This is a genomic window from Bartonella sp. HY328 (genome assembly GCF_025449335.1).
In the GTDB taxonomy this organism is placed as follows: Bacteria; Pseudomonadota; Alphaproteobacteria; order Rhizobiales; family Rhizobiaceae; genus HY038.
In genome coordinates, this window is the sequence record NZ_CP104883.1 from 1,426,548 (window position 1) to 1,451,434 (window position 24,887).

Consider the following 24,887-nt stretch of genomic DNA (forward strand, 5'->3'; position numbering starts at 1 on the left):
AACCAAAGTGGAAGATCTTAAACATTATCTTGCTGTTTCGATTAGAGAAATTCCATTTTAAAATTGATAGTTTATAGGACACTTAAAGCAAAAAGGCGTTATTAAAAAATAACGCCTTTTTAAAAACTGCTTTATAAAACTATAATTTCAAGTCTTTAACCGTGTTGAGGTTAGCATAAAGGCTGGAATATCATCGCCAAAACCAATAATTGGGGCGTTATCATGCTTTTTGCGGTTGTGGTCAGAATGATTATTTCTTGAATGGGGTGGCTTTGTTGCTTGCATATTTTCTTTAACTTTTACCGCTTCAATTACGGGTTCTTTGCTTTGACCATTTGGCGCTTTGCTTTGATTGTTGGGCGCTTTGCTTTGATTATTTAGCGCTTTGCTTGGCGCGTCTTTGCCCACCGTCTCATCAATTAAGGCTAATGTATCATTGGTTAAAATTGGATCTTTTGCTTTTTTATTGGTATTCTTTTTATTGCGGCCAGCTTTACCCTTATGCTCGGTTTCTTCAGCCTTTTGCGGGGCAAGGGTTGAAAGATCGCCATCAAGCCAAGCAATTTCTTCCTTGTTCATTTTTTCAATAGCTTCAACATATTTCATGTCGGCTTTGGTAACAATGGTAAAGGCACTGCCTTTGCGGCCGGCTCTGCCCGTGCGTCCAATGCGATGCACATAATCTTCAGGATGAGTTGGTACGTCAAAGTTAAAAACATGGCTGACATCAGGAATATCAAGCCCGCGTGCCGCAACGTCAGATGCAACCAAAAGTTGCAATTTGCCTTCTTTAAAATTGGCAAGCATAGTCATGCGTGAGCGTTGATCCATGTCGCCATGCAAAGCACCCACGCTAAAATTATGGCGGGTGAGCGAACGGAAAAGCTCAGCCACATCTTTTTTGCGGTTACAAAATATAATCGCGTTTTTAAGCTCATCACCCTGTGCTTTAATAAGGTCGCGCAACACAGCGCGTTTATCCCAAGATTTTGGTGGCGATTTTACTAAATATTGGGTGATTGTGCGTGCGGTTGATGATTCTTTTGCAACTTCCACGCGCTCTGGCGCATGTAAAAACTGCTCGGTCAATGTGGTGATTTCTGGCGCCATAGTTGCCGAGAAAAACAAAGTTTGCCGTGTAAACGGAATAAGCTTACAAATGCGCTCAATATCAGGAATGAAACCCATATCAAGCATGCGGTCGGCTTCATCAATCACCAAAATTTCAACGCCAGTTAAAAGCAGTTTGCCGCGCTCAAAATGGTCAAGCATGCGCCCTGGTGTTGCAATTAACACATCTGCGCCACGCTCTAATTTGCGGTCTTGATCTTCAAAAGATGTACCGCCAATAAGTAAAGCGACATTTAAGCGATGATTAATGCCATATTTTTCAAAATTTTCAGCAACTTGCGCTGCAAGTTCGCGGGTCGGCTCAAGGATCAAAGTGCGCGGCATTCTTGCGCGTGCCCGTCCTTTTTCAAGCAAGGTCAACATTGGCAATACAAAGGAAGCCGTTTTACCTGTACCAGTTTGCGCAATACCTAAAACATCTCGCCGTTGCAGAATAAATGGTATTGCACCAGCCTGAATTGCGGTTGGAGTTGTATAGCCAGCTGCATCAACTGCTGCCGTTACTTTTTGGGATAAACCAAGTTCTGCAAAAGATGTTAAGGAGGACATATTCTCTTCAATTTTTAAGGGCAAATTTTGATCTTTGTTTTTAATATCTTAGATGATCGACTAACTAGCCTCTATATAATGCAATTTTAAAAAAAATAAAAGCATTATATGAAAGCTCATTAATCCTTGTAAAAACACCAAATGATAATTTTGGGGCTTTAACCGATAAGTCACACTATATTCTATATTCAATAAGTTTCAAAATCTATCAGCATTATATTCATTCAGTTAAGTTATTTAGTTTATAACAATAACATTAAGCACTATAAATATGACATTGATAAGTCAAAGAAGACTAAAAAAACGGTTAATCTGCTTCCTTAAAAAAGTCAATAGTTTAATTTAACACGATGAATTAAAGCTATTATAATGAAGGTCGGTTTTTAGCTTTAGGACTTTTGAATAATGGTAGTTGCTTTATTAATCTTGGTATTTAATATTATTTTTTTACCTATTTAAAACAAAAATTGATCTTTTTTTGCTAAGTAATTGATCTTTTATTGTTAAAAGCTTGGTATCTATTTGGTGCAGCTTTTAATAATTGCTACCTCTTTTAATTGTGAAATGAGACGTTTATATCAATTATGTATCGTGATTGATATATAGAAATAATTGGGTTAATAGCCATTATGCCAAGTTTCAAAAAATAGGATCCATGCTGGTGAGTGAAACAACAACACAAACGCCTAAATCACTTTCTTATCCTAAGTTTGTCCATTTGCGCGTCCATTCTGCTTTTTCATTGCTTGAAGGAGCGCTTAAAACTGACAAAATCGTTGCTCATGCAGCAAGCGACCATGAAGCGGCAATTGCTATTACCGATACCAATAATCTTTTTGGTGCATTAGAATTTACCCAAAAATGTTTTAAAGCGGGTATTCAACCCATTATTGGTTGTCAATTAGCGGTAGATTTTGAAGATGATGCGCGTGATAGCCGCATCGTTAAAATGCGCACCGCCGCAGATTTTCAATCAATGGTGTTTCTTGCCGCCAATGATACGGGTTATAATAATCTCGTTGATCTTGTAAGCCGTGCATATCTTAATAAATTGGATACTGATCCACCCCATATTAGAGCGCAATACCTTAATGAAATTGGTGATGGTATTATTGTTTTAACTGGTGGTTTAAATGGGCCTATTGCTGCTGCCTTTAAAGAAGATCGCCCTGACAAGGCTTTAAGCCGCATTGAATTTTTGCAAAAGGCAATTAAAGACCGGCTTTATGTTGAACTTGAACGGCAAGGCGATTATGACCGTGTTCTTGAGGCAAAGCTAGTTGAACTTGCTTATGCACGTGAATTGCCCCTTGTTGCAACCAATGAAGGCTTTTTCTTAAAGCGTGAGGATTATGAAGCCCATGATGCGTTGCTGGCTATTGCCGCTGGCCAAGTGGTGTCTAATGATGACCGCCGCCGCATAACGCCAGATCATTATATGAAAACGCAAGATGAAATGGTTGCGCTTTTTAAAGACCTTCCCGAAGCGATTGAAAATACCGTTGAAATTGCATTGCGCTGCCACAGTTTTACCCCAACCAGAAAGCCGATCTTGCCGCGATTTACCGGCCAGTCGGATGACCCTGATGCGGCTCTTGCCGCAGAAGCTGCAGAACTTAGCCGCCAAGCGCGAGAAGGTTTAAAATGGCGGCTTGAAACCGCAGGGCTTGCTGATGGCTATAGTGTCGAAGACTATGAAAAGCGATTGGAATATGAAATTGGCATTATTGAACGCATGCAATTTCCCGGCTATTTCTTGATCGTTGCCGACTTTATCAAATGGGCAAAGAGTAAGGATATTCCAGTAGGGCCGGGGCGTGGTTCTGGTGCTGGCTCGCTGGTTGCTTATGCGCTTACCATTACCGATGTTGATCCTTTGCGCTTTTCGCTGCTATTTGAGCGTTTTTTGAATCCCGACCGCGTATCAATGCCAGACTTTGATATTGATTTTTGTCAGGATCGGCGCGAAGAAGTCATTCGCTATGTGCAGGGTAAATATGGCCGCGAACAAGTTGCGCAGATTATCACCTTTGGAACGCTGCAAGCGCGCGCTGTATTGCGTGATGTGGGGCGTGTGCTTGAAATACCCTATGGGCAGGTTGACCGCTTAAGTAAGCTTGTTCCATCAAATCCAGCTAATCCTGTTTCGCTGTCAAAAGCTATTCAAGATGAGCCAAAATTTGCAGAAGAAGTGCAAAAAGAGCCAGTTGTTGGCCGCTTGCTTGATGTGGCGCAAAAGCTCGAAGGGCTTTATCGCCACGCCTCCACCCATGCGGCCGGTATTGTTATTGGTGACCGCCCCTTGTGGCAATTGGTACCGATGTATCGTGATCCGCGTTCGGATATGCCAGTCACCCAATTTAACATGAAATATGTTGAACAAGCAGGATTGGTGAAATTCGACTTTTTGGGGTTAAAAACCCTTACAGTCTTACAAACAGCGGTTAAATTTGTTGCGCGAAAAAACATAAAAATAGATCTTTCTCACATTCCCCTTGATGACGCGCTAACCTATGAAATGATGGCGCGCGGTGAAACTGTTGGTGTTTTTCAGGTGGAAAGTGCCGGTATGCGTAAAGCCTTGCTGGGCATGAGGCCGGATAGAATTGAGGATATTATTGCCCTTGTCGCGCTTTATCGCCCGGGGCCAATGGAAAATATTCCAACCTATAATGCCCGCAAACATGGCGAAGAAGAAATTGCCTCGATCCATCCACAAATTGATTATCTTGTTAAAGAAACGCAAGGCGTTATTGTTTACCAAGAACAGGTGATGCAGATTGCGCAGGTTTTATCTGGCTACTCGCTTGGTGAAGCCGATTTGCTCCGCCGCGCTATGGGTAAAAAAATCCGCGAGGAAATGGATAAGCAAAGATCGCGCTTTGTCGATGGCGCGATTGAAAATGGCGTGTCTAAACAACAAGCCAATACGATTTTTGATCTTTTGGCAAAATTTGCCGATTATGGTTTCAATAAATCCCACGCTGCCGCCTATGCTATTGTTTCTTATCAAACCGCCTATATGAAGGCGCATTATCCGGTTGAATTTATCGCCGCATCAATGACTTATGATATGAATAATACCGATAAGCTCAACGATTTTCGCCGTGAAGCCGAGCGTTTGGGCATCAAGGTAGTGCAGCCGTCGATCCAAACGTCCTATCGTATTTTTGAAGTTGGTGATAATTGCATTTATTATTCGCTTGCAGCCATTAAAGGCGTAGGTGAGCAGGCGGTTGACCATATTGTTGAAGTGCGTGGCAATAAGCCATTTTCTTCCTTGGAAGATTTTTGTGAGCGTGTTGATACCCATATTGTTAATCGCCGCGCCCTTGAAAGCTTGATTAGTGCAGGCGCCCTTGATTGTTTTGGCATTGGCCGCGAAGTTTTGGTGGCAGGCATTGATACTATCCTAGCCCGTTCGCATCGCGTGCTTGAAGATCGCAATAGTGGCCAAATTGATATTTTCGGCCTTGCTGATACCCCGGCTGAAAAGCTCATGTTACCACAAGCAACGCCTTGGCTTAGCGCGCAAAAACTGCACCGCGAATTTCAAGCAGTTGGGTTTTATCTATCGGCGCATCCGCTTGACGAATATAAAGCTTACCTTGAAAAAATGCGCGTCCAAGATTGGGCTGTATTTTCCAATGCAGTACGTAAAGGGGCTAGTGCTGGCCGCCTTGCTGGAACGGTTGCCACAAAGCAAATTCGCAAAACCCGCACTGGCAATAAAATGGGTATTGTGCAATTTTCAGATTCAACCGGTCAATATGAGGCCATTCTTTTTTCTGAAGGTCTTGCCCAATTTGGTGACATGCTGGAACCAGGCCAATCGGTGGTGATTACTGTTGCTGCGGAAAACCGCCCAGAAGGGGTGAGCCTGCGCATCCAAAGCGTTAATTCTTTAGAAGATGAGGCGGCGCGCCTTCGTAAAATGCTGCGTTTATTTGTGCGTTCTGCCGATGTGGTGGAGCATATCAAGACACAATTAACCACTATTGGTGATGGTGAAGTTAGCCTCATTTTATTAAAAGATGATGGTGAACGTGAGATTGAAATTTTATTGCCGCGCCGTTACCGCTTAAGTCCGCAAATTGCCGCGGCAATGAAAGCGATCCAAGGGGTTGTGGATGTTGAAATGGTTTAATTGGGCAAAAGTAACGATTATTTAGAGCGTTTTTTAAAAAAAAATGTGAAGCGGTTTTCGGACAAAAAACGAAGGTAAACAATGGATTAGAGCGGTGATTTGATCCAATCAGATCGAAATGCGCTCTAATAGGTTAATTCTAGCAGGATGGGGTGTTTCATGCAGAATATAGGTAAAGTTGAAGTCTTGCTGGCGGATATAGTCAAAGCTGATAAATCCGTGCGCTCGCCAGAGATGATGCCTATTTGGGTAAATTTTCAACAAGCTGTCAAGGAAATAGATGATCCATCCCTATGGATTAAACAAGTAGGCGAGCAATTAAGCCATTTTGTTTTGCCTGAAAATGCCGCCACCCTTGCTTTGGCCTGTGGCGGCCTTATTGAGGATGGGGTGGAACCAGCGCAATTTTTTGACCATGCTTGCGCATTGCTATTGCACTATTTAGCAGAGTTTGAACCTTTTATTGGTAATGAGCCTAATGAAAGTGACAGTCGACATAATGACAATAAAGCCGCATTTGAGCAAGATTTAAAAAATTGGCATCAGGTTAAAGAAAAGTTTGAAAACCTTGATAGTGATGAAAAAGCGCGATTAGCAGACCTTACGGAGACGATTAATTGGCTCATTCTTCCCATCATGGCATGCATCATTCATCATGATGATTATTTAGAGGCTTTTAAAGCCAACCAACAATTTATCGAAAAAATTTACGAAATTTATTATAGCGATCTCATTGATATTAGCCATCTTTATTTTCTTACCCAAATGACGTCAATGAGCAATCCTGACATGGTTGTACTATTACATTCCAATAAAACTGGTTTTATTGTTCGTGGTCACCACATAAGAAACGGTTTTCACGCTATTGAGTTGTTGCAACCCTTTATTGCAGAGCGCCAAGAACATCTAAAAATTGGCAAGGCCAATCCAGCTATATTGGTGGATGAAGCCGTGCAAAAATCCTTATATTCTTGGATTCCTTGGTCTAACTGGCAAGATGAAGTGCCGCAAATATTTCCGATTATTTTGGGCGAGCCAGCGGTAGATATATGGCCAAAATGGCAAGGAAAAGTGGTTTTGGTTGCGGTTGAAGATCAAGTTCAATCCATGATTAAGCGCAGCTGGGAAAATATGACGGATCAAATTCATGTTGCGCAAAATACACGGCTTGATTTTATCCGCTATCTAACTGAAGATGAGGTAGCTGAGCTAATGGAAGGTTACAAGGCCAATTAATTATCATAAAAAAACTATGGGCTACAGTTTAAGTCAAGTCGTAGCCCATTTGATAGCTTATTGCTATTTTAGGTGTTAACCGCATAATATTAAAATATGCAATGTTAGGCTATTGCTGCATTGGGTAGAGGATTGAAATCTAATAGAATTTCTTTTAATCCTTCTTCATCAACACGCTTTGCCGCCTCTTGTGGGCTTACCCACTCATATTGACGTTGCTGTTTTTCTGGCCATTTTTTTTCTTGATGAGAAAATAAAATTGGAAAAACATCAACCGTGAACAAGTTTTGTCCCTCTGGTAGGTCATATTTCTTATATTCATAAGAGCCAATTGCATGAGCTTCTGCGGTGCCGCGCACACCTGCCTCTTCATAGGCTTCGCGCAAGGCAGCTTGAGCCGAGCTGCGTCCTGGCATTGGCCAACCTTTTGGAAAAATCCAACGGCCAGTTCCACGGCTGGTGATTAATAAAACTTCTAGATTTTTGCCCTGATAGCGATAAACAAGGGCCGCAACCTGTAATAGATGCCCGTCATTTAATAATACAATTTTTGATGTTGCTACGGCCGACATGACTATATCCACTTCTTCTTATTATTGTAGGGGTCGTCGTTTTATGATGATGCGACCGGTAAGAGTTGATATTATTATAATGAGTCAAAGTCCGTTTGGTTCAATAGCTCAGCACATATTTTTTTGGTAGTTTAGTTTTTGATCGTTTAATGATTTCGTGGTTATAAAAATGTTAAAAGTAAAAATCTAAAAGCAGTTTTTAAAAAAAATAGTCAACTGCTCTATTGCTTTTTATAACAAAATTTAGATCTGAAATTTAGCACATTCTTATAGAATGGCGCAAATCATAGCATAAATATAGCATTATGCCAAGCCTTATAGAATAGAACACCTATAAGCTATAAAAAACGCTGCATTTAAGAAAATTATTTTCACTCAGTATTAAAATACTGGCAAGGCAACCACGCCTAATCGAGTGGATACCTTGCCAAAAGTATAAATTAGGCGCCGCCTTTTGCTATAGGTTCTTGATAAGCAAGCCCCATATCCCAAGGGAAATAAATCCAAGTATCCTGACTAACTTCGGTTACAAAAGTATCAACCAGCGGGCGACCTTGCGGCTTTGCGTAAACCGTTGCAAAATGCGCCTTTGGGATCATATTGCGGATAAGGCCAGCTGTTTTGCCGGTGTCGGTCAAATCATCAACCACCAATACGCCTTCGCCACCATTTTCTAACAGGTTTTCGCTGATGCCTTTTAATACCGCCATTTCACCCTGCTTACTATAATCGTGATATGAGGCAATACAAACGGTTTCAATAAGGCGGATATTTAATTCGCGGCAAATAATAGCGGCTGGCACCAAGCCACCACGTGTAATAGCAACAATGGCTTTCCACTCAGTGCCTTGCCCTGCAATACGCCATGCAAGAGCGCGTGCATCGCGATGAAATTGGTCCCAGCTAACGGGAAATGCTTTTTCAGGAAGTGACATGATGACTCCAAATAGATAATTGATTTATTGCAAACACCATAAATTATGCAGCGAGGATTATTAAGACAGAAATAGGCAATTTATAGGAATTATCAGAAAAAAACCAATAGTTATCCACTTGATAAGCAATTTGACGATTAGCTAACTGTTGTAATGTCTTATTTCGAGTTGAAATGTTTTATTTTGAAACAGTGCCACAATATATATTGGAAATGCTCATTATTGCTGGTTTAGCTGCCGCGATACAGCCAATGTTAAAGCATTTTTGCAAAAGCTAATTTATTTTTTTGTGTTGGTGATGCGGAAAAATAGAAATCTTAGGGGGCGGGGGCCGCTTTAATCATAAATCGGCAATATCCAGCGATGTTTTATTTTGCATAATTTAAATTTTTACCTAATAGCTCGATTTTTTGTAAATGATATAGGCAAGTTAAACCAATCATGCCTTAATTTTCTGGCCTTATTACGATTAACAATGACAAATTTATGCAATCAATATGGTTTTGGGTAACAGATTCAAAAAAAGCCTCACCGTAAATTTACGGTGAAGCTTTTTAAAATCATATTACTTTGGCACGATCACGTTTAAAAGCGAGATCATGCTTAAGTCATTTTGTGACTAGACATAACTTAAATGTTGTTCATCATAGATGTTTGGCATTTGCGAACTACTATACGCGTCAAAGGCAGGAATGTCGCTATAGCTTTCATTATTGGCAACGCTTGTATCACCATCTAATAGATCATCAATGGTTAGATCGGAAGCATCATTAGAAGCCTGATTATCTGCAACTTGAACCTCATCGGCCCCAGCGCCATCAGCCTGAGCATTGTCAGCCTGCACATCATCTGCTTGGCTGTTGCTATTTTGATCGCTGTTAACCTCACCATCGGTATTTTGGCTATCTGCGCTTTGAACATCTGCTGCTTGGCTGTCATTATCGCTTACATCGATGCCAATTTCACCAAGAATATCGCTTGTTGGCGTAATTGAGTCATTGGCAGATGCATCACTGGCAGAAGCGCTGTCCGCGTTTTGGCTATCTTCGCTTGAAGATGCTTGGCCGCTTGCAGTTGCATCGCTTTCATCCAAAAAGTTACCCAAACGATAAGAGAATTCATTGGCTGAATTATCGCTAGAGCTGCTAGAAGTGTCACTTTGCTGCGATGAAGCGCTATCATCGGATTGAACATCATCACTGCTGCTTGGATTAACTGCAGCGCTGCGCGCATTGCCAGAATTATCATCAGTATTATTGTCTGATGAATCTGTATCAGCACTAGCACTTGCTGAACCATCATCTGGCGTGCTGCTTGTGTCCGCAGCGTCGGCAGAAGTTGGTGTTGCTGCTGCTGAAACGATAAATTGTGCAACATTGGTTCTAGAACTGCGATTACCTGCAGCATCGATCGCTTCAAAACTAAAATTATGTGATCCGAGGCTAAGATCATTTTCTGGTGAAAACTGCCATTTACCATCTGTGCCAATTTCTGCTCGGCCAATAGAAATGCCATTATCAAAAATCTCAATCCATTTAGCATCATAGCCAGCGCCTACAGCATTGGCTATGCCGGAAAGAACGATTTTGCGCGCAGTTGTAGTGACGCTGTTACCGGTTGTAAACTGGGTTGCATCGCCGCCATTTGCATCACTCCAATAAATGGAGGTGGCACTAATTGCAGAAGGAGCAATTGTGTCAACAGTAAATGAAAATTCACTCGTTTTGCCGCTTTCATTGCCAGCAGCATCAGTTGCGGTAATTTGAACGCGATGGACGCCATCAGAAAGGTTTGTTCCAAGCTCAATCGACCATTTACCATCGGTTCCCGTTGTTGTTGTGCCAACAACCGTACCATCAACATAAATACTAATTTTAGATCCAGCTTCGGCAGTACCTTTAAATTCAGGTGTTGCATCATTGGTGATACCACCATTTGTAATGGTGCCGGTAGGCGTCACATTATCATTAACAGTTTCAAGCTGTGGAACATCTGGCGCAATTGTATCAACAGTAAATTGTAAACTGGTTTCTTCACTGGTGGCGCCGTTTGTGCCAATTTGAGTTACCACTACATTATAGACGCCATCGGCAAGCTGTGGGAAAGTATAGCTCCACTTACCATCTTGTCCAACTGTTACATAAACAGGATCGCCACCATTTACTTTAATCGCAATTTGTGCGCCAGGCGTCGCATCTTCACCCTGCAAGGTTGGGGTATTATCATTGGTTGATGCACCACTGCGGATTACTTCAGTGGGGTTTTTATCGTCATTGATAATTTCAGTATCTGGCGCCTCTGGACGGCCAAAAGTTGCGGTTGGCGCCGTATAGCTATCGCCTTTATCATCACTGCTTTTGCCAAATACAGAGTAAATACCTGCACCGCCTACCGCTACACCGCCAAGAATACCAAGCAATGTAGTAACCGATAAGGATTCGCCCAATTGCGTATATTGGATAAGACTATCATCAATGCCGTCACCCTGATTGGTAATTGCTTTGGTAAAATCAACTTCAATCCGGTTGCCATTTTCCACAATCATTAATTTGTGAAAAGCTGGCCCATTAATGAAAAAATTGTTGATGCGCAATTCCTCGCCCGAGGAAAACTGAACAATAAGATCATTTCCCCATTGAGCATAATTGCTAATACTGGACATGCCAGATGTGATTACATAATTTTGGGAATCAACCAATGGAGCTGAAACTTGTCCACCCACCCCTACGATAACATCCTTATCTGGGCTAACAATCATTGCGTATCCTACTTTAACTTTAACAATTAATAAAACTGCGACAACTATATTTGTAGACTATGTCTATAACATTAATAAAGCTATATGCAATAATAATTAACGAGTTTACAATGGATAAAGCAATTTTTTTATGGATAGTTGCATTTTTTATTTTGTATGATTTTTTTCTAAAATAAAAATCCAATATACACTTTGGAAATTTTTGAGTTTTTATACAATATAAGTTAAGTTTTGGATTACGCTCCACCATATATAGCCATAGTGAATAGGGGCGTTATAAATGTTAAATATAAATGATCTTTATTTATTGATTTTTAAATTAAATCTTGTTGTGTTTTTTTGCTGTTCCCCTTGTGAAGACTTGTGGTGTGATGACTTAGGGTTTCCACAAGGGGAGTATTGGTGAATATTATAGTTTTTAATTTAATGCATCCGCATCATTATTATTTATTTGGCTAATGCGAACTTTGCTAATATTGCGTCTTTCAAGCTCAATCACTTCAAAGCGCAGCCCTTGTGCATCAAACGATTCGCCAAGGCTTGGTAAGTGACCAAACTGCCAAAGCATATAGCCAGCAAGGGTCGTATAGCGGTCATTGTCATCAACAAGATCACAATCAAGAAAACCACTTAAACGACGAATATCGGCATAGCCTTCAACCACCAAACTATTATCAGCATTGCGCTCCACCAGCATTTGTTCTTCCTCGTCATCAGGGAAGTCGCCAGCAATCGCTTCTAATATATCGGTTGGGGTGACAACACCTTCAAAAGAGCCATGCTCATCAACAACAATGGCAAGCTGAATGGGCGAGCGGCGCAATTGTTCCATAAGGCGCAAGACATTGGTGTTTTCATGAACAACCAAGGGCTGGCGCATGGCTTTTTGCCAATCAATTTTTTTGCCCTCTGCCAAGCTTAGTAAAATATCCTTGGTTAAGGCAACACCAACAAATTCGTCAACTTTTTCGTGGGCAAGCACAATGCGTGTATGGCGAAAATTAGGAATTTCCTTACGCATTTCCTCGTCACTGCTAGAAACATCAAGCCATTCCACCTCCTGACGGGGCGACATGATCGAGCGCACAGGGCGTTCTGCAAGGTCAAGCACCGAACGGATCATTTGCTTTTCTTCTGGTTTAAAGACTTCAGACGCCGCCGATTGTTCGGCTATAACATCAACGGTTTCAGCAAGGTTACCCTCATTACGGCCGCCGCCAAGCAGGCGCAATACAGCGCCGGCTGTACGCTCACGCAGATCATTGGTGGACACCAATTTTTCGCGGTTACGCCGGCCAATCTGATTGAAGGCTTCGATAAGGATTGAAAAACCAATAGCTGCATAGAGATAGCCTTTGGGGATATGATAGCCAAGTCCTTCAACAATAAGGCTGAAACCAATCATCATCAAGAAGCCAAGGCAAAGAATAACCACGGTTGGGTGGCGGTTAACAAATTGCATTAAGGGGCCAGAACCCCACATCATCACGCCCATAGCAACAATAACCGCAATATACATAACCGCCATTTGTTCATGGGGGATCATGCCGGTGGCGGTGATAATACTATCAAGCGAGAATACCGCATCAAGCACAACGATCTGCACAATAACTTGCCAAAATATCGCATGGGTAGCGTTGGTTTTTTTGTCGTGGCTATCACCTTCAAGCCGCTCATGCAGTTCTAATGTGCCCTTGGCAAGCAGAAACGCACCACCAATAAGCAGAATAATGCTGCGCCAGCTAAAATCAAATTCACCGATAGAAAAAATAATTTCTTTTAGTGAAATAACCCAGCCGATAATAAGCAACAAGCCAAGGCGCATGACAAGCGCGAGCGAAAGGCCAGTTAGTCGGGCGCGGTTACGTTGGTGTGGTGGCAGTTTTTCTGCAAGAATTGCAATGAAGACAAGGTTGTCAATACCAAGTACAATTTCGAGAAAAATTAGTGTTACCAAGCCTAGCCATGCATGGGGATCGGCAATCCATTCCATAATTTTATCCTGCTGTCTTATATAAATAGTACAAGATTAAAAATCTTGCCAAAAAATAACATTTAAGAAATTTAAATTTTCATTTTGATTCGCATAATACTTGGCTATTCAAGCAATCTGCTTTCTGAAAAGTGTTTTTTGATGCTTCTTGAAATAGAAGAAAGAATAGCATTGAAGTTGAAAGCTGTTCGGCTTTTTAATGGTTTTACTTTTTTTGCTAAACTAATGTTTTTATAAGGAAAAAATGGCGGCATTAAATGCCGCCTCATACTGCTTGCAGGGTCTTCACATGATGTGCCGGGCATTACGCTCGATCAACCTTTTCAATAACACAGCTTTGGAAAAAATCGTCAAAGCCGAAGTTGGAAACAAAATACAGCATCTATAATGATATTTTTTGTTAAAACTATCAAGAGGCTATGTCGGGTTTTTAAGTAACGATAATGCAAATTGAAAATTTTCGCATGAAAATTTATGGATTATGACAAAAAAATGAAAAAAAATAATTTATGGACTAGACATGATGTTTTTTGATGTTTATAGATCGCGACACAAGTCGTGTGACTGATTTGGTAAGGGTGATTAGCTCAGTTGGTAGAGCAGCTGACTCTTAATCAGCGGGTCGCAGGTTCGATCCCTGCATCACCCACCAATTTTTCAAAAATTCAATATTTTTATGATATTTCTTATCACCTTAAGGTAATATGGCTTGCTCCTCTTTAATTTTGTCTAATCTTATATCCAATATGATAGTGCGCTAAAACAATAAGCCGTTCGCAGGTTAAAAGCCGCGGTTGCTTTTGTGGGCAAATGTGCCGCACCTTAATGGAATATTGGCTGGAACATCTGCGAAGCTTTTAGAATTAAAATTTTCTAATTGAGTTAAGCTAGCCTGCAAATTTTGTAAAAAGTTTCTGGTTTGTAGCGTTATCTGCTTGATTAGCCTTTAGTAGATTGCAGGTAAGGAATATGGTGCAAATAGGAGCGCGTAAAACAAATAAGGTCAATAATCAAAACGAGTGATTGACTATTATCGAAGATAAAAAATTATAATGCTTACAAAGCAACTCGATTGCTTATATAGGCTAAAGCCACAGTTGCAGGTTTTTGCATGACCCTCTCACATTAAGCAAACAAAGCGCGGTGGCTAGATTTGGCAAGGGTGCTCATAGCAAGAGATGTTATGTTGACAGACCATTTAAAGTTTGCAATCTTCTATTTATTTAGAGGAGGGATGCAAAAAGTTATGGATATAGTTTTTGCTTTTATACTTATTATTTGCCCATTTTTATTTGTTCTTTTTTTGGTTTTATATTGCTTGTGCAAACGCAAAATAAGTAAACAGGCAAAGGTAAATGTTACGATAGCTCATGCATTAATCGAAACGCAAGAAGGTTTAAAGGCTGCTCAAACTCGATTGGCAGATATGGAGCCACAGTTCGGTAATTTTGCCAATTTAGCAGCCGAAGAAAGACGGTTACAGACAAATATTGATAGTTTAGTAGCTAAAACTTTGAAAGTTTCTCAAATATATGATGAAGCTTATGAAGCGGAAATGAGGAACAGGAAACTTCAATTAGAAGAATTAGATAAAGATATTTTAAAAATCCGTGATGAGTATTCCAAGAAAAGAGAAATCTATGAGCGGCTAATCAAAGAAGTTGCAATTTTTGATGAACGATTATCTTTTGCTGAAATGGGTGTTTATGAACCCCACTTTGATTTTGACAGTAGCGACAAATATAAACAGCAAATTGAAAAAATAAGATCCGAACAAAAAAGTATGGTGAAATCCCAAGAAGCTGTATTTTGCAATACAGTTTGGCATGTTGAGGGTAGCGTAGCTAAAGGGAAGGTTTTAATTAACAATTCAATTAAGCTTGTATTACGTGCATTTAACAATGAATGTGATGCAGCTATCGCCAATGCACGATGGAACAATGCGATAGCAATGGAAAAAAGAATAATACGTGCGTCTGAGCAAATAGCTAAACTAGTAAATGCGCAAGCTATTGTCCTTTCTGGAAAATATTTAAATTTAAAATTAAAGGAATTACAATTAACTCATGAATATAAGGAAAAACTAAAGCGTGAAAAAGACGAGCGTGCAGAAATGGCACGTTTAGCGCGTGAAGAACAAAAGCTTCAACGTGATTTGGAGCAAGCTGAAGAAGATGAAGATAATTACAAACGCTTGCTGAAAAAGGCTAAAGACGAAGCCCAATCTTTATCTGGTGAAAAACTTACAGCCTTTGAAGAAAAAATTAAGTTATTAGAAGAAGATTTACAAAATGCACATGCGCGTGTTGAACGAGCACAGGCGATGGCTGAAAGAACACGGTCTGGTTATATTTATATCATATCCAATATTGGTTCATTTGGTGAAGGTATCTTTAAAATTGGCTTGACACGAAGATTAGATCCTATGGATAGGGTTAGAGAGTTAGGTAGTGCAAGCGTTCCTTTTATATTTGATGTGCATGCAATAATTTATAGTGATGATGCACCTGCATTAGAATATTCGTTGCATAAAGAATTCGACAAGGGACGTGTTAACATGATTAATCCGAGAAAAGAATTCTTTAATATTTCCATAAATGAGGTCCGCGAGGCGGTTAACCGCTTAGCGCCAGACGCACCGTTTTTTGATGATATTGAAGCACAAGACTATAAAGAAACTTTAGCTAAAAGACATAAGGAGTTACTCCCTGATGAGGATAGCCTCATTGATGGACTACCCAAAACTATTTAAAAGTGCAGTTGCTGGATTTGGCAAGGTAGGTTTAAAAGGGAAACCATAACTCAAACTTACTATTGTTGGTTTTTATTAAACCTCTCCAGCGACGGCAATAAAATGCACCGAAACCACTCGGGCATGGGGAAATTTTAATTCCATCGGTGGGTTGAATTGCGATAGCACCAATTCTTGCGCATTGTGGCGCACAAAGCGTTTGACAAAAGCATGAGGTGTCGAAAATTCATCCATTTGAATTTGTGCAACCACATAATCATTTTGTTTAACCCGTCTTTGTGGGTTGAGAAAAACAACCTCGCCATCTTCATAGCGCGGCGACATAGAGTCTCCGCTTACCACAACACCATAAGCATTTTGAACATCGGCTAATTGCGGTGGACACAAAACCTCGTAAAGAATATTGCCGTTAAGCATAAACTCGCCATTAATGCCAGCAACCGCTTGCCCGTAAATGGGGATCTTGCGGTTGGTTGCAAGTTTTACTGGCCCCAAAATCTTCGCATTAGGCTTTTCAGCTATCATTCTTGTGGCGTGCTCCGGCGTGCTTGCTTCCATAAGCTCAGCTATATCCAACTCAAGTGCCTGGGCTAATTGGGCAAATTTATCATTGCGAAAAGATTTTTTTCGTCCTGATAAAAAGTCGCGAATATAGCCCTTTTCAAGCCCAACCTTGGTGGCAGCTTCAACTGCACCTATGTTGAGCGCTTGCAAACGCTGTGCAATGATTTGACGTAATTTTTCCATATTTGATATTGTAGGATATATCCAACCAAAAGAAAAGAGGTAAATTTACGTTGCAAAGTTGGATAAAACCAACTATTATCCAACTATGGAAAATCGAGTCGTTACATTTTCTAAATTGGTTCAATTCAGATATTCTGAAAGTGGTAAGCTATGGCTTATGGGCTGCAACTGCGTATCTCGCGGTAATTTTTTAGGAGCGGATCCAACACACCAAAAATCACTTAATAATTGCCTGCCGCATAATTTGCGTGACTTGGCTTTGCTATTTATCGTTTCGCGTTGGTTGGAAATTATTTTAAAAAAGTGGGGGGCTATGAGTGAAATTTTTTCGCAAGCTGCAAAGCGCCTATTGGTAAGGCTTGATGTTAGGGAAAAATTAGTGCGCTTGCCGATGACGCCAGCTGGCCGCGCTTTATTGCGGCGCGACCTTGCGCAGGGCCGCCACATTGCGCTTGAAAGTCGTAATTTTGATTATGAAGCAATGAACAGTTTTAACCTTAAAACAAGTGAGCATTAATTTATGGCCGAATTTTTAAATGGAACGGTTAATCAAAATGCTTTTATACCTGAAATCGAGCAAGATTTGCTGGGTGGTTGCCTGTTGGAAACAGAATGTTTCATTAAGGCATCGGCTATTTTATCGGCCGATAATTTTGTTGAACCACTGCATCAAAGCGTTTTTAATGCCATGCAGCGCGGCTTTGATACCTATCAATCAACCACTTTGCCAATCATTGTAAAAGGCTGCCCTAAAGGTGTTGAAGAACAATTAAAGGCGCGTGGCTTAGTAAGCTGGGCTGAATATTTGGTGCGCCTTACGAGCAATACTATTACCCGTCCTGCTAGTGTTGAAGAACGGGCAATGCGCGTGCTTGAGCAATGGGGCAGGGTGCAATTATCCGATCACGCGCAAAATATCGCCATTGCTGCTAAAGACCCGTTAGCATCGCTTCAAGGGCTTGTTTCATCGAGTGTTGCAGCCCTTGATGATATTTTGGTAAAATGCCGTAAATCAACTAGCAAAAACGCTAGAACATCTCTTTCACGCGCTATGCAAAGTGCCTTTATTGCTGCAAGAAAAGCAGCAAGCTCTAATAACGGTTTAACGGGTTTAAACTGGGGGCTTGTTGATTTAAATGCGATTACTGGTGGTATTCAAAAGCGTGATTTAATTTTAATTGGTGCGCGCCCATCCATGGGCAAAACCACTTTTGCCACCGCCATTGCCCGTGCGGTTGCTAAATCTGGCAAGCATGGCGTTGGCATTATTTCGCTTGAAATGGATAAGGATAAGCTAGCCGCGCGTATGGCAAGCGATATTGCCTTTGATAAGCGCATGGATATTCCCTACACCCATATTATTAATGGCAAGATTGCGCTTAATGATTTGGAGCAAATGGAAGAAATTTGCCAAGCCATTGGTAATTTGCCCATTTTAATTGATGATCAATCAGGCATTACCATTGCGCAAATCCGCGCTAAGGTTGAAGCCATGAAAGCCGAATTTATCAAAGGCGGCGCTGAATTATCAGTATTGATTATTGACCATTTAGGGCTTATTCGCGCCAGCAACCGCTATTGTGGCAATCGCAATAATGAAATTGCTGAAATGACCGCAACATTAAAAGCTATTGCCCGCGATTTTGATATTGCTGTGGTGCTGTTATCGCAGCTTAACCGCGAGGTGGAAAAGCGCAATGATAAACGCCCTCAACTATCCGATTTGCGCGACTCTGGTGCCATTGAGCAAGATGCTGATACGATTATGTTTTTGCATCGTGAAGCCTATTATCTTGACCGCGAAAAATATGCTGATTTTGACATGGAAAGTGCGCGTGTCGAGCGCTTAATTGATACGCAAAATACAATGGAAATTATTGTGGCCAAGCAGCGCAATGGCCCGTTGAAAACCATTGGCGTTTTTGCCGATATGGCATGTGCGGCAATTAGAAATGGAGCAAGACCATGAGTATTAAAGCTGTTGCTTGGGTTTTAGATCAAACAATAAAAGACCCAACCGCCAAACTGGTGCTTATATCATTAGCCAATTGCTTAAACAGCAAAACAGGCAAATGCTTCCCAACTTTTGAGCGCATCAGCCAAGAAAGTAGCTGCGCGCGCAGCACGGTTATTCGCAAATTGCAATGGCTTGAGCAAAATGGCTGGATTAGCATTAACCGTGAATTTGGTGATGATGGCCGCCAACTTGCAAATAGCTATATCTTGCATTTTGCCGGTGGCAATTTGCTATCCGCGGATAGCATTTGCAAAGGCGAGGGTGGCAAGCTGCAACGGGAGGGTGTTGTGGCACATACGGGGGAGGGTTGCATTGTTGATACTCCTTATAAGAAACTGGAAAAAATACCAGAAGATTATTCTTTGTCGGAAAACCATTCCGACCTACAGGAAAACTTAGGTGAAAACCAAAAAGAAAAATCACAACAAGAATTATTCGCGTCAAAAGCTAAAAATAAAAAACCAAACTATCCACAAGCATTTGAAAATGCATGGAAATTATACCCAACTGACTGCAATATGTCAAAAAAACAAGGTTTTAGCGAGTGGCAGCGTTTAGATGCGAGCGACCGTGCTTTGGTGCTTGCTGCTATCCCTAATTTTAAGGCGCATTGCCAGAAAAACCCCGATTATCGCCCTGTACATTTTTGCCGTTTTATCAGCCAAAGGCGTTTTGATGGCTTTCAACCGCAAGAGGTAAAACCTTTGGCGCACGAGTGCAATATTGGTGGCTTTGATGATCAACGCTGGCAAAAAATACTAAATTTTGGCCGCAGCCGTAAAGAGTGGCAGGTAAGCCTTTGGGGCCCAATGCCCAATCGTCAAGGCTCACTTGTGCCAGCTAAGCTTGTTTTGCCAAATGATGGCATAGGCTGGGCTGAAACATATTTAGCCGCCGCACAATAGTGCCACAATAACGCAATTTATCAATTTAAAAAAGGAGAATGACTATGGCACAACAAAAAGCCAAAACAAAAGCATCTAAAACTGGGCATGTTACAAAAAGAGGCGGTCGTCCACGCATACATGGCAAATTGCGCGAGCCTAATGGGCGTGTTTCAAGGGCTAAAGGGCCACAAGAACCAATTGATAAATTAGCAATTGAAGTGCGGGCGCGCCGCTTTGGTTTAAATGTTCATGAGGCGAGAAACCCAATGGCCGCGACTTTTATTGGCCGGCTTGCGATGAAAGGCGCTGCCAACGGTTTAAGCCAAGATCAATATGATGCCGCGCTGCAATTTTTAAAAATCCGCAATGACTATCGCTGCTCGCTACTGTCGCCTGGTGCATTTTACGAAAAAACAGGGCAGTCCATGAATGTTGATAATATGCAAGAATATACCGATTGGGTGTTGCGAGCGCGCCAGCGTTATCAAAATGCGATGAAAGCCATACAAGAAGCGCAATTTGATAATGGCCATGAAAATCTTTATGCAGCACTGCAATATGTGATTATTAATGATGTTGAACTTGAAAATTTAATTGGCGCCGCCCGCATGGTTTTAAATGCATTAGTGCGCCATTTTTGCGCCAAAACCAACGCTCCCCGCCGTTTTTCATAAAAAATATTTTTGTCAATTTTTTTGTTGACGAAGCATATGTCATAAACCTCTTATATAAATTGCGACTAAAGAACAAAACGTGAAATTGGTTGCAGTTGTTAAGACCCTTCAAGACTTAGCAGTTATGAAATTTATACTACAAAGGCTTTTGTTAAAAAAGCCGGCATGTGATTTAAATGAAAGGAATTTAAAATGGTTGATTTTATTCAAACTGATAGTGATGGACGGAATTTAATTAAAGGCGGGGTGAAGATTGCTTATACCCAGATGACCGCTTTTACTAAAGATGGCTTTCTTGTACCTTTTGGTCATCCTGAAGGAATTGTAGTGGCCGGTGCTATCGCAACTTATGAAGGAGTTGATAACACTAATGGTCAAGATGGCGATGTGTCAGCTGCCGCTTATAATTTCATGCAAGGTGGTTTGAATATATTTGCATCAGATTTGACTGAAGAGTTTAAAGTGAAAATTGAGAATTTTTATCAACCAGTTTACGCATCTTCGCTTAAAACCCTTTATACTATGCCTGGTACCGGTCGTTTGCCTCTTGGCATTCTAACTGCAATTAAGAAAAATCATAATATAGATCCAAGCCGTGATCCAAATGAAATTGTTTATGAAATTGATACGAGCAAGATCACGCCTCTTTATCGTTAATTTTGGGTTGGCATGCTGCTGATAAAGCGGTGCTGTAAAGGCGATGCTTAATGCCAAATTCTCAGCAAATTATAAAAATATCTGCTTAGTTTTTTTAACGAAGCATAGGTTGGAGACTTCTTATATAAATTGCGGCTATAGAACAAAACGTGAATATAGCCGCAATTGCTGAATGAATTTAAACTGCCAAATTTAAAAACTGCCACTGCTAAAGCGAGGCGGGCAAAACGAAATTTATTTGAAAGGAATTTAAAATGACACATTCAATGATAGCTAGATATTATCCAGAAATAAATCGAGGAGTAAAAGGTGGTATCAAACTCGATTTTGATATGCTATGCGCATATACTAATGAGCGCTATTTGGTACCGATCGAGCATCCAGATGCCCTTATTTTTGCTGGAGTGACAGTCGAATTGCCTGCAACAAGAGATCCCGCAACAGGGGAAGCTGTGATTAATCAAGATTCTTATGATATGTTTATGCAGGGCTTTCTTGATAATACTAATGGCCAAGATGGTGATAAAAATGGTCAATGTTTTATAGGAACTTATGGTTTCCCTGTTGCAAGTTTAACCCAACCTTTGGAAGTTAGTTTGCAAGATCATGGCCAAATTATCTATGCGTCTGGCAATCGCACACTTCATAAAACGCCTGGTAAAGGCCGTTTTCCTATTGGTATTTATCTTGTGACTGCACCTATGCAAGGCGCAAATCCAACGGAGCTTTTCCATTGGATCGATACAAACGTTAACCTACCACGCTATAAAGCGTAAGCTTATATTGTAAAATATATAAAGGCAGCCAATATGGTTGCCTTTTACAAACAGTCTATTGGCTTGGAAAAGCATAAATCAGAAACTTCTTATATAAATTGCGGTTATAGAACAAAACGTGAATATAGTCACAATTACTGTATAGATACAGAATATAAAATTAAAAATGCCGCTGCTAAAGCGAGGCGGGCAAAACGAAATATACTTAGAAGGAATTTAATATGATTATTAAAGGTGTAACTGAGGCTTATATAGATAATAACTATCCAGTAAAAGCGGGCGTTAATTTGCGAGGAGGTAATTTATTAGCATTAACAAAGAATAGATTGCTTGTTCCAATTAGTCATCCTGATGCTGTTGTATTTATTGGTTACGTGTCAACACAATACGATGAGGGCATGTATGACAATACAAATGGAGAAGACGGCGATATTAAAGTTCGACCAATGCAGGGGGGGGACGTAACTTTTATGGCTGATGCTTTGGTAAAGCCATTAGACGTAACAATCGTTAATATTGGCCAAACTATTTTTGCATCAAATCATGATGCGTTACATTTATCACCGGGTGAAGGACGTTTTCCAATAGGCATTTTAAAAGACATTGCCCCAGCTACGCAATGGTCTATTCCTGTTGGGGGAGACGCCAATGCAATTTATTATCAGCTCTCATTAAACACTTTGCCTGTATTCTCTTCATAAATAAGATTTAAGGTTTAGCCCTAAATCTTAAAGTTCGGGCACTATTTACGAAAAAAATGTTGGGCAGTAACTAAAAAAAATTCTGCTCAACATTTTTTAATGCTGATCGACTGAAACACCATTTTCGTTAAGTTTAAGTTCAATGCCTGATGGCTGTTTTTCTTGTTTATAGGTATAGTAACTAAAACCAGCAACAACGACAATAAGCGCACCAATAATGAGATAGAGAAATCGGTTCATAATTACGATCCTAAAAATATTGTAACTTTAGATCTATATGGAGCGAAAATAAACGATTCAAGGTGTGGCGAAATATCATTATCGATTTTTGATAAGTTGTAGCAATTGTAGTTGATTGGTTTTGCTCTCTTAATTGTGACTTGCGGTTAAGCTAAATATGGATATTGATGCACATATTTCATGTGTTGGAAGTAATAATATGACGTCATTATTTGTTAGAACGAACCCCAAAGACAGGCTGTTTGGAATTGCGACTATTGTTGGTTTAGCCGGTGGCGTAATCTCAGGTTTTGTAAAATCTGGTATTGAAGGTGTTCTGCCTCCGCGTACCCCAGATAGATTGATCCCACCTGCCGAAGTGTTGCAAAGCTTTGGCATAGATTCCAGCAATATGATCTATCATTATTCTGACCATATTGTTAATTGGGGCATATCGGGTGTTCATTACTTATTTTCGATTGTTTTTGCCGTTGCTTACTGTATCGCTGCCGAAATCTTTCCAAAGGTAAAACTTTGGCAAGGTCTTCTATTTGGTGTTGTCGTAACCATTGGTTTCCATGGTTTGGTATTACCAGTTGGTGGATGGGCGCCGCCAATTTGGAAGTTGCCTTTTGATGAATTATTTTCTGAAAGCTTTGGACATCTTATGTGGGCATGGACGATTGAAATTTTCAGGCATGACTTGCGCTTTAGGATGAGTGGAAAAGCTGATGTCATGGCAGCTTAAATATAGTTTTTGCGACTATATTGGCAGATGTTTATATATTCTTTAAAAATTAGAAGGCTGCTAAAGTTAATTTGGCAGCCTTTTTATTTATTTATTTTATTTGAAATATTCATTATAGTATTGATTGAGATAAAAAATAAGTGGCAGCAAAATAATGACAACTTGTAATAAAATTCATATTGATGGGCTATCATTTAAACAATATGTAGCCATTAATAAGTTGGTTTTGTCTAAACTGGCAGTACCACAAACAAGAAAAAAACGGATATTGAAATATATTTTTGGTATTTTTATAATATTTGCTATAGTTAGCGTTTTAATTTCATTTTTTTTAGGTATAGATAAAGTCATTAATTCCTTTTTTTTAGGTTATTTTTTAGCAATATTTTTATGTTATATTCTGGCGATATACAATAATAATAATATTTTAAAAAGGGCTTATAATCAATCCACGATGATAAAAAATGGTTATGATATAAGCTTTGGAGTTGATAGCTATAAAATTGAATATAATAAAACTTGCACGATTACCAATTATAGCGCGATCGATACGCGAAAAAAATATAATGATATTTGGGTTTTTTCTTTAGGGCTTACTTATTTTTGGTTGCGCGATGAAGATCTTGCTGGTGCTGATGAGGAGGTAAAAAGATTGTTAGAGATTGCATAAAAATCCTAAATATCTTGGTAATTGGTTGATTGTTGGATATACCAACTTAAGGCTTACGCCGTTTGTTTTCCCAAGTTCGGTTTGCTAGTGCAATAGTCTCAATGATTGTATTTTACAAATAATTTTATGTATATTTTTAAAAACGAATAAAAGGCAGAAAGCCAATGATAAAATATAATACAGTTCATGTTGAGGGATTAACGTTCCAAGAATTTTTAAGTGTTAATAAGGCAGTTTTAATTCAATTCAAAAGATCCAATAAAACTCCATCATTGACAAAACAATTGGTGAGACTGTTAATAGTTGTCATTGCGACATTTATAATCGTTACACTTTTAACAAGATATGTCATAGATAAGAGTTATGTAAACAATTCTATGGTGTTTGTTGTAGTGTTAGCTTGGTTTATTTTTATCGTTCTGGGGCGATTTAACAACTATGTTGCGCTGAAAGATTACTATAATCAATCATATATGATGAAAAATGGTTTTGATTTAACCTTTGGTGCCGATAGTTATAAGAGCGAATATAATGACATTTATTCAATATGTAATTATAAAGCGATAGATAGTCGAACAAAATATAATAATATTTGGATTTTAATTATAGATCGCACGTTTTTTTGGGTGCGTGAGGAAGACCTTGCTGCCACTGGTGCACCAAATGAGGTAAAAAGATTATTGCAGATTTCATAAAATTATAAAGGGCTGCATTTACG

Annotated in this window: 19 protein-coding genes, 1 tRNA gene and 1 pseudogene; 14 read left to right on the plus strand and 7 right to left on the minus strand. The window is 40.0% G+C overall.

Going from position 1 to position 24,887, the window contains the following annotated elements; genetic code table 11:
* Positions 1-444: 444 nt before the first annotated feature.
* Positions 445-1,680 (minus strand): annotated as a pseudogene (locus N5852_RS06070) (DEAD/DEAH box helicase); the annotation flags it as partial.
* Positions 1,681-2,335: 655 nt separating this feature from the next.
* On the opposite strand from N5852_RS06070, the gene dnaE reads away from it, so the two are divergent.
* Complete coding sequence (gene dnaE / locus N5852_RS06075; RefSeq protein ID WP_410004237.1) at positions 2,336-5,827, plus strand: DNA polymerase III subunit alpha; 3,492 nt, start codon at positions 2,336-2,338, stop codon at positions 5,825-5,827.
* A 159-nt stretch (positions 5,828-5,986) separates the two neighbouring features.
* A complete protein-coding gene (locus N5852_RS06080; RefSeq protein WP_262099515.1) occupies positions 5,987-7,063 on the plus strand; it encodes a hypothetical protein in 1,077 nt (358 codons plus the stop codon).
* Between the two features lie 104 nt (positions 7,064-7,167).
* Here the strand turns inward: N5852_RS06080 and N5852_RS06085 are convergent, their stop codons facing one another.
* The 4 genes from N5852_RS06085 to N5852_RS06100 form a co-directional block, all read right to left on the minus strand.
* The gene (locus N5852_RS06085) at positions 7,168-7,635 is read right to left on the minus strand and encodes an NUDIX hydrolase (protein WP_262099516.1); all 468 of its coding nucleotides are present in this window, start codon (positions 7,633-7,635) and stop codon (positions 7,168-7,170) included.
* A 440-nt stretch (positions 7,636-8,075) separates the two neighbouring features.
* Positions 8,076-8,570, minus strand: coding sequence for a xanthine phosphoribosyltransferase (gene gpt / locus N5852_RS06090; RefSeq protein ID WP_262099517.1), 495 nt, complete (start codon positions 8,568-8,570; stop codon positions 8,076-8,078).
* Positions 8,571-9,189: 619 nt separating this feature from the next.
* Entirely contained in the window at positions 9,190-11,328 is a 2,139-nt protein-coding gene (locus N5852_RS06095) for an Ig-like domain-containing protein (protein ID WP_262099518.1), read from the minus strand.
* Between the two features lie 418 nt (positions 11,329-11,746).
* On the minus strand, positions 11,747-13,321 hold the full coding sequence (locus N5852_RS06100) for a TerC family protein (RefSeq protein WP_262099519.1): 1,575 nt from the start codon (positions 13,319-13,321) through the stop codon (positions 11,747-11,749).
* A 576-nt stretch (positions 13,322-13,897) separates the two neighbouring features.
* Between N5852_RS06100 and N5852_RS06105 the strand changes: the two genes are divergently transcribed.
* Positions 13,898-13,973 (plus strand) — tRNA-Lys (locus N5852_RS06105).
* A gap of 531 nt (positions 13,974-14,504) precedes the next feature.
* Positions 14,505-16,073 (plus strand): SNIPE associated domain-containing protein, encoded by a 1,569-nt coding sequence (locus tag N5852_RS06110; protein WP_262099520.1) that lies wholly within the window; start codon positions 14,505-14,507, stop codon positions 16,071-16,073.
* Positions 16,074-16,148: 75 nt separating this feature from the next.
* Here N5852_RS06110 and N5852_RS06115 read toward each other — a convergent pair whose 3' ends face one another.
* A complete protein-coding gene (locus N5852_RS06115; protein ID WP_262099521.1) occupies positions 16,149-16,820 on the minus strand; it encodes an XRE family transcriptional regulator in 672 nt (223 codons plus the stop codon).
* Positions 16,821-17,133: 313 nt separating this feature from the next.
* On the opposite strand from N5852_RS06115, the gene N5852_RS06120 reads away from it, so the two are divergent.
* The 7 genes from N5852_RS06120 (at position 17,134) to N5852_RS06150 (ending at position 22,532) form a co-directional block, all read left to right on the plus strand.
* Positions 17,134-17,337 carry a hypothetical protein gene (locus tag N5852_RS06120; protein ID WP_262099522.1) on the plus strand — a complete coding sequence of 68 codons (204 nt, stop codon included), beginning with the start codon at positions 17,134-17,136 and terminating at the stop codon, positions 17,335-17,337.
* 3 nt (positions 17,338-17,340) lie between these two features.
* Positions 17,341-18,789 (plus strand): replicative DNA helicase, encoded by a 1,449-nt coding sequence (locus N5852_RS06125; protein ID WP_262099523.1) that lies wholly within the window; start codon positions 17,341-17,343, stop codon positions 18,787-18,789.
* Positions 18,786-19,742 carry a helix-turn-helix domain-containing protein gene (locus N5852_RS06130; RefSeq protein WP_262099524.1) on the plus strand — a complete coding sequence of 319 codons (957 nt, stop codon included), beginning with the start codon at positions 18,786-18,788 and terminating at the stop codon, positions 19,740-19,742. The genes N5852_RS06125 and N5852_RS06130 overlap by 4 nt, the downstream gene beginning before the upstream one ends.
* Positions 19,743-19,786: 44 nt before the next feature.
* Positions 19,787-20,398 (plus strand): hypothetical protein, encoded by a 612-nt coding sequence (locus N5852_RS06135; RefSeq protein ID WP_262099525.1) that lies wholly within the window; start codon positions 19,787-19,789, stop codon positions 20,396-20,398.
* Between the two features lie 192 nt (positions 20,399-20,590).
* A complete protein-coding gene (locus N5852_RS06140; RefSeq protein WP_262099526.1) occupies positions 20,591-21,055 on the plus strand; it encodes a hypothetical protein in 465 nt (154 codons plus the stop codon).
* 254 nt (positions 21,056-21,309) lie between these two features.
* Positions 21,310-21,831, plus strand: a complete 522-nt coding sequence (locus N5852_RS06145; RefSeq protein WP_262099527.1) for a hypothetical protein — start codon at positions 21,310-21,312, stop codon at positions 21,829-21,831.
* 221 nt (positions 21,832-22,052) lie between these two features.
* A complete protein-coding gene (locus N5852_RS06150) occupies positions 22,053-22,532 on the plus strand; it encodes a hypothetical protein (RefSeq protein ID WP_262099528.1) in 480 nt (159 codons plus the stop codon).
* A gap of 96 nt (positions 22,533-22,628) precedes the next feature.
* Here the strand turns inward: N5852_RS06150 and N5852_RS06155 are convergent, their stop codons facing one another.
* A complete protein-coding gene (locus N5852_RS06155; protein ID WP_262099529.1) occupies positions 22,629-22,772 on the minus strand; it encodes a hypothetical protein in 144 nt (47 codons plus the stop codon).
* Positions 22,773-22,971: 199 nt separating this feature from the next.
* Between N5852_RS06155 and N5852_RS06160 the strand changes: the two genes are divergently transcribed.
* From N5852_RS06160 to N5852_RS06170, 3 genes are all read left to right on the plus strand, one after another.
* Complete coding sequence (locus N5852_RS06160) at positions 22,972-23,499, plus strand: YagU family protein (RefSeq protein ID WP_262099530.1); 528 nt, start codon at positions 22,972-22,974, stop codon at positions 23,497-23,499.
* A 154-nt stretch (positions 23,500-23,653) separates the two neighbouring features.
* Positions 23,654-24,169 carry a hypothetical protein gene (locus N5852_RS06165; protein ID WP_262099531.1) on the plus strand — a complete coding sequence of 172 codons (516 nt, stop codon included), beginning with the start codon at positions 23,654-23,656 and terminating at the stop codon, positions 24,167-24,169.
* Positions 24,170-24,333: 164 nt separating this feature from the next.
* Positions 24,334-24,864 (plus strand): hypothetical protein, encoded by a 531-nt coding sequence (locus N5852_RS06170; protein WP_262099532.1) that lies wholly within the window; start codon positions 24,334-24,336, stop codon positions 24,862-24,864.
* Positions 24,865-24,887 lie beyond the last annotated feature (23 nt).